Genomic DNA, 14,052 nt, shown 5'->3' with positions numbered 1-14,052 from the left:
TAGTACACAGCCAATTTTTTGTGGAGAATCCTAGTATATTTACGGAAGAAAAATTACTATTAACTAAGTTAAAGTCGTAGTATATATCATTCCTAACCCCTTGACCTCCACTATGACGAAACATCCTCTATATAAGCTATATCAGCCTAAAATTGGCAAGCTCATCCGTTCAATACGTCTGGAGTTAGGAATGACACAAGAACAATTTGCCGCCTATTTAGGTGTTGTTTATCCTACCGTAAATCGTTGGGAAAATGGACACACCCAACCCTCTCTGATGGCACTACGGTTAATTGAGAAACTGTTAATAGATCTAGGAGAACGAGGGCAAGAGTTCTTACAACAGTTACAAAATAGACTCTGATAAAAATAGAAAAAAAAGAGTAGGATGTATGATTAACTCATCCTACTTTCATAAATCTTGTCGCGTCGAGTATGCCCAAAAATCTAAGAGATGGCTACGGGTAAATTCCACTGATTAGCTTTAGCTTTAGGACTCAAACCAGCAATTAAATCAGCCCAATGAACATTTTCTAAGTTCGGTAAAACTAGATTGGCTTTACCTAAGCGCTCTACAGGACCTAACCCCACTGTCAACATTCCGGCAAGGGAAGCCGCATCAATTCCTGAAGCCGCATCTTCTACCACGATACATTGATCAGGAGTGAGATCAAGCTGACAAGCCGCATAAAGAAATAGATCAGGCGCAGGTTTAGAACGCTGTACACTATAACCGTCACAAATCACATCAATTAGATGACCAATACCTAGACGTTCAATCACCGTCTGAGCATTTTTACTCGCTGAGGCGATCGCTATTTTTATTTCCTTTTGCTGGAGTTCCTCTAACAATTCATTCACGCCAGGCAGTAAGTCGGCCGGGGTAATTTCTTCGATTAATTGCACATAATAACGGTTCTTGCGTTCCATCATTTCCTGAAGTTGGTCTTCTGTCACTGTGCAATCACCCAAGATAGCTAAAAGGGATTCTCGGCGAGGTAAACCCCTTAACAAATCATTTTTCTGACGATCAAAAGGTATTCCTTCCTCATCCGCTAGTTTTTGCCATCCTCGGTAATGATATTCTGCGGTATCCGTTAGTACCCCATCTAAATCAAAGATCACTCCCCCTATTTGCTCAGAAGATAGGGGACGTAAATCAAATTCATGCCATTGACCCTGCCAGTGTAATTTAAATTTGAGACGAGTCCAATGAGAAGGAAGATTAGGGGTAGCCACTGGCCCTGAATTTGTCAGTTGCACTCCGCCAAAGCCAAAGACTACTGATTGCCAAAGTCCCCCTGCACAAGCCCCGTGAATCCCTTCATGGGCATTCCCCCGCAAATCTTCTAAATCTACCAGGGCAGCCTGCCTAAAATAATGATAGGCAAGTTCTGTTTCTCCCAAATCGGCGGCTAAGATGGCATGAATGGCAGGACCCAGGGAAGAACCATAGGTTATATCCGTCCGAGGTGCATAATAGTCCCAATTGGTCTGTAATACTGTCTTGTTATAGGGAAATTCCCCTCTCTTTCGCATCAAATACAGTAACATTAACACATCAGGCTGCTTGAGAACTTGTCTTTGGTTCGCTCCTTCTATACCAAGGATGACTTGCATAGAAAGACTCCGAGGTTCATAAGCGGCTAAATTGATATCTTCTAACTCGAAGAACCCTTGATACTGTTCAATTAACCCTGTGGTTGCATCAAAAGGAAAATAGAGATTATTGATGACATCTTGCCAACGGGCAAATCTTTCACGAGTCAGTTTTAAAAGGACGGCTAATTCATCAGCCCGCACCGGATGATTTTCTTGTAACCATTGATAAACCGTGAGCGCTTTTTCTAAATGCCACTGGATCATCCGATTGGTAAAAGCATTATTATCAACTTGTTCATGATATTCATCGGCCCCTATCACATGGCGAATTTCGTAGCGTTCTTCTCTAGAATTCCACTCTACCCGACAACCCCAAAAAACGGCAGAATCTAGGATTACTTCGGCTCCATAATCCCGCATCCATTGATCATCCCCTGTGGCTTGCCAATAATGCCAAATCCCATAAGCAATATCAGCACTAATGTGAATTTCTCGGTCCCGACACCAAATGCGAGTATCAGGGTCATAATGATTGCCCGAAATCGCCCAACGTGGGGTAACTTCATCGCCGGTGTCGGCACTTTCCCAAGGAAACATCGCTCCTTTATAGTTTTCGCTCTTGGCTTTGCGTCTTGCGCCGTTGAGGGTATGGTAACGGTATGAAAGAAGATTACGGGCAATAGTTGGTTGAGTAAAGGTTAAAAAGGGCAAAATAAAGATTTCTGTATCCCAAAAAACGTGACCTCGATAGCCAAACCCTGATAAGGTTTTAGCCGGAATACTCACCTGATCATCATCTTGAGAGGCACTGATCAGCAGTTGGAATAAGTTATAACGGACGGCAAACTGCGCTTGAATATCTCCTTCAATAATAATGTCGCTGTTAGTCCAAACATCAGCCCAGGCTTTTTTGTGAGCCGTTTTGAGTTCGTTGTAGCTTGGTAATTCGTCGAGTTTAGAAAAAGCGACTTCATGGGGATTAGCTACATCTCGAGAGGTATAAACCGTCACTCGTTTTTCTAAAGTAACAGGTTGACCGGCTATCAAATTAACTCGGGTTTGTAGGGCAGGATAATTAAGCAGGTTGATGTATTCGCTTTGGCTTTCTTGGTGCGGGACTCGTTCCGCACCCCACTCTAAAACGTTTAAAGAGCAAGCCATGCCTAATTCTATGGCTGAGGCGCGAGTGCGTAAATGTAGCCAGATGTGAGGATTATCTGAGCTATAGCCTTGGTCGATCCATTGCCAATGACTATAGCCTTGATTATCAATATAGCCGCTTAGAGGAGCTTGTATGGTGACAGGAGCGTCAAAGTTAATGGCAGTGAGGCGACAGCGCAGCGCTAATACATGAGGATCGGCTAAACTTGCCAATCGTTCAAAATCTAGCTCTAAAATTTTACCGCTAGGACTGCGCCAACATACCTGACGACTCAGAAGACCTTGATATAAATCTAAACTTCTTTCATAGCTTAAGATTTCTCCTTGGTCAAGACGAAATCGTTCCTCATCGATAGTAATAATTAATCCTAACCAATCAGGACAATTAGCTAATTCAGTATAAACCACTGGCACAGCATCATAAACGCCTGCAATCAGAGTAGAATTCCTTGCACCAGGATATCCTTCTTCAAATGATCCTCGTGTTCCTAGGTAGCCATTGCCAATGGTAAAAACGGTTTCTTTATAATGCAGTTGAGTCGGGTTAAATTCGGATTCGATTAATGTCCAATCACTATAAATCAAATGGGACAGATGAAGATGAGCGGTGGCATCCATAAAGTTTGTCCTATGGTCAAAAAAATACAAGGGTGTTAAGAAAGGGTATTAATCAAAATCCTAATGAAAACAAAAGTATAAGGGGATAGCAGAGATATTTTTAGCTCTCTTTTTTATTCCCCTTTACGTTCCCCATGACAAGGATCTTGCCTTTAACTGAGAACCACTGTTAACAGCTTACTACTATGCTAATCTAATTGTCGTCTTACCTGCATCTAATTTTTATTTTTTCTTCATACTTAAGAAATATTTTTAACGATTTTTAATCTGACTTTAGAGAGATTAATAAAAAGGTTGAGTTCTTTATCTAGCAAGGGACTTAAGCTCAAAATTACAAGAATTATTGACGATTATTTAGCCTGGTTTACCTAAAGATTAAATGGGCGAAAAATTGCTTATATTTAATTGTTGAATTCGCTTACTTTTTCCCACCTTATTGTTGAACTAGCTAGGAATCTTCTCAAGTCATCAATAATCTTGTTTTTATCAATGTATTTGTGCTGAAAGGAGAAAATTCAAGGCGGAAATTTCTTCACCGCTAGTAACATAACTTATCTCTTATAGAGGAGTCTCCATCTCCTAGCAGTTGTTAAGGTTGTTGTATCGGCAACTTCTTAAATTGACTAGGAGGTAGAAAATAAGTATGTCAGGAACGATGGATTTTACTGAACCCAATGAGAACTTGCAACGCTCACCAGAGTCAAATCAACAGTCAGACCCCATTGAGACTGTTGCTACAGGTCTTGGGGTCGTTAGCGGCGGATTAGCAGGAGCCGTCATTGGTCGTTTGGTGGCCGGTCGCTTAGGTGCTGCTGTTGGTGCAGTTATTGGCGGTGTTGCGGGTGCCAATGTTGGGCGTGAAGCGGCTGAAGGTGTTGAAGGAAGTATTGAAGGTGTGGTTGATAATGTTAAGGGCAATATCAAGCAGGCTGTTGATGAAATCAAGCCATCTGTAATCGGTACAGTAGATGCGCTCAAGCACAATGTGGAAGCTGTTGAACCCAAAGTGTCGGAAGTGGTTGATTCAGTTAAAGAAACTATCGATGAAGCCCGTCCTTCAGTGAATGCAGCCATTAATTCAGTAAAAGAAACCATTGACGAAACTCGCCCCTCGATGGTTCAAACAGTGGATGCACTCAAGGAAACTGTCCAAGATGCCAAACCGGTTGTATCAGAGGCGGTTCACAGCACGGCTCAAAGCATTCAATCCTCTAGTGCTAGTATTGCTCATACAGTACAAGGGGTAGGAGACTCCGTAAAACAGGCGGCTCACGAAGCTGAACCGAAAATGAGACGAGCGATGGAGAGTGTGGCAGAAAATGTCCAGTCTACAGCAAGAGAGACTCGAGAGTCGGTTACAGAAGTGGTTCACGAGAGTCAACCCAAAATCACAAGAGCCATAGATAGTGTCACAGAAAATATCCAGTCCTCAGCAAGAGAGGCCGGCAACTCCGTTAAAGAAGCGGCTCACGAAGCTCAACCCAAAATGAGACGAGCGATGGAAAATGTCTCTGACAAGATCGAGTCCTCAGTTTCAGAAACCGCAGACTCCGTTAAAGAAGTGGCTCACGAGGCTCAACCCAAAGTGACAAGAGCGATCGATAATGTCACAAACTCGATGGAGTCATCAGTCTCTAAGGTGGCAGATTCAGTGCCAGGTGCAGCACAAGATCAAAATATTACTCGTACACCGAGTATGGATCTCACCAAACAAATTACCTCTTCTACCAACCTAGGAATCGACGATCCCAAGAGTTTTGACTTAGCTCAAAGTGAATTTGAGCGGGGAATAAAAGTGGCGGGTCAAGGTGACTTGGTTGGGGCGCAAGCTGCCTTTGAAAGAGCTATTGCCATCATGCCAGAGTCTCCTGAACTGCACTACAACTTAGGTGTTGTGCTGTTACAGCAAGCAAAAGAGTCGGAAGGGGTTAACCATATTCGGCAAGCCAGAGATCTATCTCGCATCGAAGGTAATACAAGCGCAGCCCAAGCTCTTGAGCGTATACTACAGCAGATAAAAGTCGTCAGTTAGCTTGAGATTTCTTTTTGGATGCGTCAGCCGCCGCGCATCCAACCCTATCTTAATATTTATCAAAAACTCGATGCTGTAGAGAAGGCATTTGTTGTCTGACCTGTTCCAGACGAGAGGGGTTAATTTCTGCGATCGCCATTCCGGGGCTTTCCCCAGCATCAGCTAAAATGGCTCCCCAAGGGTCGATAATCATCGCATGACCATGAGTATAACGTCTGGCATAGTGATTACCGGTTTGCGCGGGTGCCATGACATAACAGGTATTTTCAATAGCTCTTGCTTGTAACAAGGGTTTCCAATGATCTTTACCCGTATAAGCGGTAAAAGCGGCAGGAACACAAATCACATCAGCACCTTTAGCCGAAAGATAACGGTAAAGTTCCGGAAATCTGACATCATAACAGATAGATAAGCCAATAGTCCCCAAATCCTCTGAAACATACAAACTCGGGAAATCTTCTCCCGCCATTACGGTATTAGATTCAAGATAAGTATTCCCATCAGGAACATTGACATCAAAAAGATGGACTTTGCGATAACGCGCCACTTCGTTGCCATCTTTGTCGATGACTAAGGCAGTATTATAGGCTTTTTGAGCATTGGTTTCTACAGGGACGGGAAACCCCCCACCTAAAAGGGTGATTTGAAAGCGTTGCGCCATCGTTTTGAGAAACTTTTCACTTCTGTGGGCGATTTCCTCTGCTTGTGCCAGTTTATCTTCTTCTTTTCCCAAAAAGGCAAAATTTTCCGGTAAACCGATCAACTCTGCGCCTTTACGTGCCGCTAGTTCTATCAATTCTTCTGCCTCACTTAGATTTTTCTCTAAGTCAGGTCTGCTCGTCATTTGAATTGCCGCCGCTAAGTAGGGTTTCATTAGTTGAGTTATCTGTCTTACACTGTCAATTATTGGCCATAACTTTTTATTGTATCGCTTCGGGGACAGCTAAGGGTAATATAGATAATATTAGTAAGCTAGGAAATAAAAGAGTAATTATGGTTATTTTACCCATTAAAAGCGATAAATTAAGCTTTAAACCTTTATTTTTTCAGTTTTTTGTCCCGTGTTTTTTTGAAAAATGTTCCAAATCCTAGGGCTGTTCCGGTGCCAATGATGGTCAAAGGTTCGGGCACAGCTTCAATGGGATCATTAGTATAAAATGAAATTAGTCCTGAGTCTGAGTTTTGTGTGTCTACAACAATTAGCTCATGGGTACCATTGTAAGATTTCGTAGAAACGAAAAAGCCAACACCTGATAGAGACGCTTCATAGCTATCTCCTAATAAAGACAAGTTGCTACCTCCAGCAAAACCTAAATATTCACCAGGATTAGAAGGATCAATGCCACTTAGCTCACGATCATCAATATTCAGTGAGGCATCAAATTCTATTCCGGCTAAATATCCCGAATCAAAAGTAAATACAGGATTCCCTTCGGATAATAAAAAGGCATAATATTCTGGATGATCAGTTCTAAAAGATGAAAAAGGAGGGGTAAGGTAATAAGGATCAGCAAAAAAATTAAAGCCGCTTTGGCTACTTAATTGAGATAAACTAGCGGTTTCTATGCCAATTCCTGTTAACAAGGTATTGTTAAAACTTAATTCTCCATAAACAGAATCAAAACTAAATGTAAAATACGCAAAGTCAGCCGCTTGTGCAGGAGAAACCTGAACCATCGTTAAACCTAGACCTGTAGTCACTGCCACCAGGGCTAAGTTAGCCAATTTATTAGTCATGTATTAACTCACTTGATTTGAGAAAGTACAGCTATGGTATTTTTGATTTTTTTGCTTGTCAACAACCTTTAACAATTATTTAATTTTTTTTAATTGTCTACTAATAGTTGCCGAATTTTTGAGCAAAAAATGTCAAATTTAAAAGGTTAAATGCCAAATATAAGAATTTTCTTAGCTTTTTAATTCTAGTCACAATATTGAGCGAAAATTTCTGAAACTATAAACTATACCACTGAGAGCCGATAACAACAACCATCCGATGACATTAATTTTTCCATCCAAAATAGTAATATCAAAACAATTAAATACAATACAGCTTATAAAAGCCACTAAATAAGTAAACAAAATCAAATTATTTCTCGGATCATTGTGCCAATTTAGCTTAAGTAAAAGAATAGCTTGAGCTAAAATCCAACCCACTAAACCCGATAATAATACTGTTCCCACCAGTCCGGTTTCTGCCAGTAACATTAAAAATAAATTATGAGGATGGCCGAGCCATAACCCCATAGCAGACTTATATAGGGGGGTAAAATTTCGCAGTCCCCAACCGGTCAAAGGGCGTTGACTCGTTAAGTGGAGGGCAAATTTCCATTGAGTGATGCGAAGGGTTTCAACGGGGCGGTCTGGATATAATTTATCAGAAAGTCTAGCCCAAAAAAAGGCCGGTACAATAGTCCTTAAACCTTCTTTGATGGGTGAAGGTCCCCAACTAGCGCCCGCAATGGCCGCCGCTATAACTGCGATCACAGTCACTATCCAACGCCAACCTAAGTATAAGGCAAAAGCCACAGCCGCCAATAGAGCCAGTATCCAAGCATTGCGAGAATTGGTTAAAATTAACCCCACGCCATCGGCAATAACGGTAACGCTTATAAAGGCTAAAACTCGTCTTAAGTGCTGAGTTTTTTGTTCTCGTTGCTGTTGGTAAGTCTCTATGGCTAACCCTAGTCCCAGGATAAATACGATCAGTAAATAAAACCCTAAAAGGTTAGCATACATAAAAATAGAAGACATTCTACCGGTTGGCTGTCCATAGGGGACTAATTCCCCACTCAAGAAACTTACCCAAGGCGGCAGTTGCCAACCCAAAAACAGTTGACCCAACCCTAAAATAACCACTATTCCAGAGGGAATAACCAGCATCCAAGCTAAGGATCGTAAGTGGGTGGCAGTTTCGAGCAATAGAGTATAGGTGACCAACATAATTAAGAAGGGTAAAAAATTGGCCACTCCTAAAAACGCTTCTCCGGGATAACTGGCCAACCCTGAAGTAATGATTAACCAAAGACTAAACAGGGCGATGACCCAATTAAGAGGATATTTAATGATCAGACGGTATTGATCTCTAAAAACTCCAATTGCTGCTATTAATAGGCCTAATGCCCCGAATTTGGTGAGTAGAGGGAAAATTAAAACAGAGATTTTAACGCAGTTCCACTGCCATGTTAAATAGGGTTTTTTAGAATTAGCCATCAAGCGTTAAACTGCGAATTCAATCTTAATCTTGCATAATTGAATTTTTGCTCAATTATCAATAGATGAGTGCCTCTTGCCTTTTTTGTCCAGCAGTCTAATTAAGCGATTTCCCAACAGTCTTCCCGAGTCAAACGAATTTGGGCTAGGGCAAAAATAGCCGGAATAATGCGACTATAATTAGTGGTGATCGCCCGCCATCCTAGGTCGGCTAAAAACCAACCCCAAAGCACAGGCCCAACAAAGGCGAACAGAGATCGAACCGCACCATAGCGCGCGGCCGTCATGGCCATGCCTTTTTTGGCAGCTTGTAGGGCAATTTGATTTTCTAGAGTCACGGCCGCGGCCGTTCCTCCACTGACTAGGGCCGTACTAGCGGCTTGATAGCTGGCAAAATGAAGGGTAAATTGAAAGGCAATTTGTCGCAGAATTAACGGTTTGAGAATGGAACTGACGGCAAAAGCACTACTTCCCTTAAGCACAAGATGGATCGGGTTATGTTGCAGTTGAACCGGTAAGGGTTCCGGCAGAGTTGATGCGGCTAAAGATTGTTGTATTTTTAGGGTTAAAGATTTTCTTTCCTTTTCTGGTAGGCGTTTCCAAGCTTTGCCAATCAAATGTAAAAAGATTTCGGCTTCGATGTCAGTGGTGGTCATCCCTTTTGAGTAGGGAATTTTCAGATAATGACAAACTCGAATTAATGCTTCTCGATAACTGACTTGCCGGGTTTTGCCTCTTAAGACTGTCATTCCATCGGCGGCTAGATAGCGAAATCTTTTTTCTATTTCATCTAACCAGCTATTCCAGTCTTTACTTTGTACGGTGATGGGATCAGGTGCTTGTAAATAGTCTAATGGATTAAATCTGCGGCTAAAGAGGATTTGGGTTATTTGTTGTAATTCCTCTTCTGTCGCTAACTCTAAGGCTGACCTTAATTCGTCCAATTTTTTTGTCCTCCACAACCCCTCGGTTGAATTGACCACTTTAGGATTGAGCTAGTTTCCTCAATCATTTTAGTATTAGTCCTAGTGAATTGAACTATGAATCTATGACAGATAATAGACCATACCATTTTGATTGTGCCATAGTAGGGGCGGGTTTGTCGGGATTAATTTGTGCCCAACAGTTACAAAAGTCGGGTTTGCGGGTGGTGGTTTTAGATAAGTCCCGAGGGGTTGGAGGACGGGTGGCGACAAGACGCTTAGAGAATACTTGTGTCGATCATGGTTTACCTTTCTTAACGGTTACTGGCCAGTATTCCCAACGCTTAATTGAAGAACTTTCTGAGCTTAATATCATTCAAGCTTGGACCGGTAAAGTTTACCACCTTTCCTCGGACGATGTTTTCACCCACGAAGCCGCTAACCGTTATATCGCTTCATCTGGGATCAATGCTATCGCTAAACATCTGGCTAAAGATTTAGAAATTTGGCGTAATTGTCGGGTGACTCTATTGGGTTTGGCACAAGGCCCGTCTTGGTGTTTAATTGGCGATGATTCTGCTAATTTTGCTCAACCCATTTTCGCCTCAGCCTTAGTTCTCGCCATTCCGGCACCTCAAGCACTCATGCTATTAGAGGCTTCTAAGAGTGTTAATTTTCCCGAACCTTTCCTGCATCAGCTAGAGGCTGTAGAGTTTAAGCCGACGTTATCTGTTATAGCGGGTTATGCTCCTCAATCTCAAACCGAACTGCTTCAATTATCCTGGGATGGCGTAAAATTTATCGATGATCCTTACTTAGCTTGGGTGGGGATAGACAGTAGTAAGCGAGAGCAACCCGAGCAACCGGTTTTGATTCTTCATAGTACCCCCGAATTTGCTCAAGAGTATCTCGATGCTGATGGTTTAGAGGTAGCGGCACAAAAATTACTCCATCATGCCTCAGTTCGGTTACTTCCGGCTTTGGATCAGCCGCAGTGGGTTCAAGTTCATCGCTGGCGTTATGCCTTTCCGAGTGTTTCTTTATCTTTACCTTGTCTGTTTACTGGTGAACCTCTCCCTTTAGTTTGTTGTGGTGACTGGTGTGGAGAAAATTTAGTGGAAAGTGCTTTAGAGTCTGGGATCAGTGCGGCTGGTCAAATTAGGGGCATTTTTTCATGAGGATGAGTTTTCTTTTGTTTTTATTGGCTTACAAAAGTTAACATTTTCTCCCCTAGCTTATTATAAGTTAACCTTTTTCCTTAAATCTTTTTTTTGAGACGCTGATCTCCATTGTCACCAAAATCATATATTGCTTGTAAATTAGTTCTGGAAAGGGTTTCAGGACTTTTTTATCGGGGGTCGTCCTCCATAAGCGAGCGGCTTTTTTCTAAATTAATGCAACACTTTTTTTGATTTTTAATGATGGGGTAATAGAGTTTTAACGGTTTTATAGACTACTGAATAAGATACTTTTATCCCGTAGGTTTTTTCTAACCACAGTTGAATCTCTTTATAATTAATTTTTTTATCTTTTTCTAAAAATTTCTTGAGTAATTTTTTTTGGATATTTTCTGAAATGATAGCTTTTCTGCCCGAGGTTTTTTTTGGCTTATTTAACCAAAATTCTAAGCCTTTTTGGCTATATTCATTAAACCATCTATGAATCGTTGAGCGATTTTTTCCTAAAGCTTGAGCAATGTCCACCACCGTAAAAAATTGTTCTGTTTGTAACCAATATAAAGCTTGTATTTTTTCTAATTGTTCTTTGTTTTTTACGGTTTTTAAGAGGTTTTTTAATTCTTCAGGAGTTTCTTTTATTGGCAAATGGGATTTCTTTTTCATTTTTTTAGGTAACATTATTACAAATTATTACTGTCTTAGTGATAAAGCAAAATAAGTTCCTTGTCTCCTGAACCGCCTGAAAAGACAACAAACGGTATTTATACTTAAAAAAATAGCCACGAATTAATAGGTTTTACAAGCTTTGCAATATATCTTTATCAATAATTTTTGGGTTGACTCTAGATAAATATCTATTTTGAGGGGGCGATAAATTGATTTATAATAGTTTACAAAAGTTTATGGATTAGTCAATAAACCCACTCTTTGCATTACACTTTGTAACTTATCACTTATGGCTAACATCCAAATCCCCTGGCTGACTGCGATTATTCTTTTACCCTTGTGCGCTGCTTTTGCTATTCCTTTCATGAGTGACAAAGAAGGTAGAAGCGTTCGTTGGTATGCGTTAGGCATAGGTTTAGCGGACTTGGTACTGATGAGCTATGCTTTCTGGTACCAATACGACATCAACAGCAGTGAACTTCAATTAATAGAAACCTATTCGTGGGTTCCTCAACTCGGATTAAATTGGTCTGTGGGTGTCGATGGTTTATCGATGCCATTAATTGTTTTATCAGGATTGATTAGTACCTTAGCCCTGTTGGCTTCAATGAAAGTAGAACGCAAACCGAAGCTGTTTTACTTCTTGATGCTGCTGTTATATAGTGCCCAGATTGGGGTATTTGCCGCACAAGATTTACTGTTGTTCTTCTTAATGTGGGAATTGGAGTTAGTCCCTGTCTATATATTGATTTCTATTTGGGGAGGCCCAAAACGCCTCTATGCCGCCACTAAGTTTATTTTGTATACGGCTTTAGCTTCTATTTTTATCCTGGTAGCCGCTTTAGGTTTAGCTTTCTATGGCGACACAGTGACTTTCAACATGACTGAATTGGGAATGAAGCAATTCCCCCTCGCCTTAGAAGTATTAGCCTATGCAGGTTTCCTCATTGCCTTTGCGGTAAAACTGCCGATTTTCCCCTTACACACTTGGCTCCCAGATGCTCACAGTGAAGCTTCTGCGCCTGTATCGATGATTTTAGCGGGTGTACTGCTGAAAATGGGCGGTTATGGGTTAATTCGTCTGAACATCGAAATGTTACCCCATGCTCATGTTAAGTTTGCTCCCCTGTTAGTGATTTTAGGAGTCATCAACATCGTTTATGGTGCCTTTGCCGCCTTTGGACAAACCAATTTAAAACGCCGTTTAGCTTCTTCTTCCATCTCTCACATGGGATTTGTCTTAGTAGGAATTGCTTCTTTCACTTCCATCGGTATGAATGGGGCAGTCTTACAAATGCTCTCTCACGGGTTAATTGCGGCGGCTTTATTCTTCCTCTGTGGTAGCACATACGAACGGACTCACACCTTAATGATGGACGAAATGGGCGGTTTAGCCAAAGCTATGCCGAAAATTTTCGCCCTGTTTACTGCCGCTTCAATGGCATCCTTAGCGCTGCCGGGTATGAGTGGTTTTGTCAGTGAGTTAACCGTATTCCTAGGTGCGGTACAGAGTGATGTTTATAGTTCTTCCTTTAAGATGATGGTAACCTTGTTGGCGGCAGTGGGCTTAATAGTCACTCCCATTTATCTGCTGTCCACACTAAGGGTTGTCTTCTATGGAAAAAATGAAACCGAGTTTAAATTCGATAAATTCCAAGCCGATGCCAAACCTCGGGAAATCTTTGTAACAGCTTGTTTATTAATTCCCATTATCGCTATTGGCTTATATCCTAAGCTGGCTACCACCACTTATGACCTTAAAACCACACAAGTGGCAAGTCGAGTGCGTGCGGCGTTACCGGTTATTGTCGAACAACAGCCGACACAAAAAAATAGCTATTTCTCCTCTACAGCTTTTAGCGCCCCTAAAGTGATAGATACCAATGGCTAAAAATTCCTTTTAGTTTCGAATTGTTTGGTGGGTGGACATTTGTCCACCTTATTCGTTTTTGAGAATAAAGGGATAAGTTTTTAGCTGTGTCGTAATCGGGCTAAAAATGCTACGATCGCCTATATGATCACATTAAAGATTATTCAAAAATCAAGCCTAAAATATGACACTATCCGAGTTATTGCCTTTAGTTGAGCAACTCTCTGTATCCGATAAAGTAAAGCTTATGCGGATTTTATCGGAAGAATTGGATACGAATACTAATGAGGATATTACTCCTTTAGAACCTTTTAAAATCTATGACTTACCAACTCCTTACAATTCTTTTGGGGCAGGAGAGGCCCTTATGCAAGCCTTGGAATTAGCAGATGAAAAGAAGTAAATGCGTTTTCAATATTCCACAACAATGCCTTGAAGAAGGAAACATTTGGCATTATGACGGAGATTTAAACGAGTATATAGCCGCAGCAGACTTACTAGGGCTTGAGTATGATTACTGTGAAACCGATGAAGAGATTGAGTTTGCGGCTTTGCATTGTGACGAGCCTATGAAAGCGGCGTTATGCGCGTAAGGGTAGAAAGATTGATGCAGGCGGCTAACCCAAATTTTCTTAGGGGAAATTTAAAATTTAAGTTTTTCTGTAATTAGATTGAGCTTTATGCTTTGCCCAAACTTAGAGCAGAGAGCGGGTTTTGACGATCTTAGCCGCCCCCCCAGGGGGGGGCGGATCGCGCAGGGGGTAATGAGTTAAATATAATTTAATAAAA

General features: G+C 41.3%; 12 protein-coding genes. 6 read left to right on the top strand and 6 right to left on the bottom strand.

Features of this window, described 5'->3' with window-relative positions:
• Window positions 1-112 precede the first annotated feature (112 nt).
• Window positions 113-364, top strand: a complete 252-nt coding sequence (locus tag CYAN7822_RS23905) for a helix-turn-helix domain-containing protein (RefSeq protein ID WP_013324825.1) — start codon at window positions 113-115, stop codon at window positions 362-364.
• An 83-nt stretch (window positions 365-447) separates the two neighbouring features.
• On the opposite strand, the gene pgmB is transcribed toward CYAN7822_RS23905, so the two are convergent.
• Window positions 448-3,381, bottom strand: coding sequence for a beta-phosphoglucomutase (gene pgmB / locus CYAN7822_RS23900; RefSeq protein WP_013324824.1), 2,934 nt, complete (start codon window positions 3,379-3,381; stop codon window positions 448-450).
• Window positions 3,382-4,024: 643 nt separating this feature from the next.
• On the opposite strand from pgmB, the gene CYAN7822_RS34835 reads away from it, so the two are divergent.
• On the top strand, window positions 4,025-5,413 hold the full coding sequence (locus CYAN7822_RS34835; protein ID WP_013324823.1) for a tetratricopeptide repeat protein: 1,389 nt from the start codon (window positions 4,025-4,027) through the stop codon (window positions 5,411-5,413).
• A gap of 49 nt (window positions 5,414-5,462) precedes the next feature.
• Here the strand turns inward: CYAN7822_RS34835 and CYAN7822_RS23890 are convergent, their stop codons facing one another.
• From CYAN7822_RS23890 to CYAN7822_RS23875, 4 genes are all read right to left on the bottom strand, one after another.
• Window positions 5,463-6,287, bottom strand: coding sequence for a carbon-nitrogen hydrolase family protein (locus CYAN7822_RS23890; protein WP_013324822.1), 825 nt, complete (start codon window positions 6,285-6,287; stop codon window positions 5,463-5,465).
• 164 nt (window positions 6,288-6,451) lie between these two features.
• Window positions 6,452-7,150 (bottom strand): PEP-CTERM sorting domain-containing protein, encoded by a 699-nt coding sequence (locus tag CYAN7822_RS36950; RefSeq protein ID WP_013324821.1) that lies wholly within the window; start codon window positions 7,148-7,150, stop codon window positions 6,452-6,454.
• A 189-nt stretch (window positions 7,151-7,339) separates the two neighbouring features.
• Window positions 7,340-8,626, bottom strand: coding sequence for an O-antigen ligase family protein (locus CYAN7822_RS23880; RefSeq protein WP_013324820.1), 1,287 nt, complete (start codon window positions 8,624-8,626; stop codon window positions 7,340-7,342).
• Between the two features lie 101 nt (window positions 8,627-8,727).
• A complete protein-coding gene (locus CYAN7822_RS23875) occupies window positions 8,728-9,570 on the bottom strand; it encodes a YaaW family protein (RefSeq protein WP_041933975.1) in 843 nt (280 codons plus the stop codon).
• Window positions 9,571-9,674: 104 nt separating this feature from the next.
• Here CYAN7822_RS23875 and CYAN7822_RS23870 point away from each other — a divergent pair, with 104 nt between their 5' ends.
• Entirely contained in the window at window positions 9,675-10,727 is a 1,053-nt protein-coding gene (locus CYAN7822_RS23870; protein ID WP_013324818.1) for an NAD(P)/FAD-dependent oxidoreductase, read from the top strand.
• A 237-nt stretch (window positions 10,728-10,964) separates the two neighbouring features.
• Here CYAN7822_RS23870 and CYAN7822_RS23865 read toward each other — a convergent pair whose 3' ends face one another.
• Window positions 10,965-11,390, bottom strand: coding sequence for a helix-turn-helix domain-containing protein (locus CYAN7822_RS23865; RefSeq protein WP_041933974.1), 426 nt, complete (start codon window positions 11,388-11,390; stop codon window positions 10,965-10,967).
• Between the two features lie 292 nt (window positions 11,391-11,682).
• Between CYAN7822_RS23865 and CYAN7822_RS23860 the strand changes: the two genes are divergently transcribed.
• From CYAN7822_RS23860 to CYAN7822_RS23850, 3 genes are all read left to right on the top strand, one after another.
• Window positions 11,683-13,284: an NAD(P)H-quinone oxidoreductase subunit 4 gene (locus CYAN7822_RS23860; protein ID WP_013324816.1), complete on the top strand. Its 1,602-nt coding sequence runs from the start codon at window positions 11,683-11,685 to the stop codon at window positions 13,282-13,284.
• Between the two features lie 163 nt (window positions 13,285-13,447).
• The gene (locus tag CYAN7822_RS23855) at window positions 13,448-13,666 is read left to right on the top strand and encodes a hypothetical protein (RefSeq protein WP_013324815.1); all 219 of its coding nucleotides are present in this window, start codon (window positions 13,448-13,450) and stop codon (window positions 13,664-13,666) included.
• A complete protein-coding gene (locus CYAN7822_RS23850; protein ID WP_013324814.1) occupies window positions 13,653-13,856 on the top strand; it encodes a hypothetical protein in 204 nt (67 codons plus the stop codon). Before CYAN7822_RS23855 ends, CYAN7822_RS23850 begins: the two co-directional genes overlap by 14 nt.
• Window positions 13,857-14,052: the final 196 nt, after the last annotated feature.

Origin of the sequence: Gloeothece verrucosa PCC 7822 (assembly GCF_000147335.1) — a bacterium.
Taxonomy (GTDB): domain Bacteria; phylum Cyanobacteriota; class Cyanobacteriia; order Cyanobacteriales; family Microcystaceae; genus Gloeothece; species Gloeothece verrucosa.
Note: the sequence above shows the minus strand (reverse complement) of the source record. Positions and strands in the feature narration are given on the sequence as shown.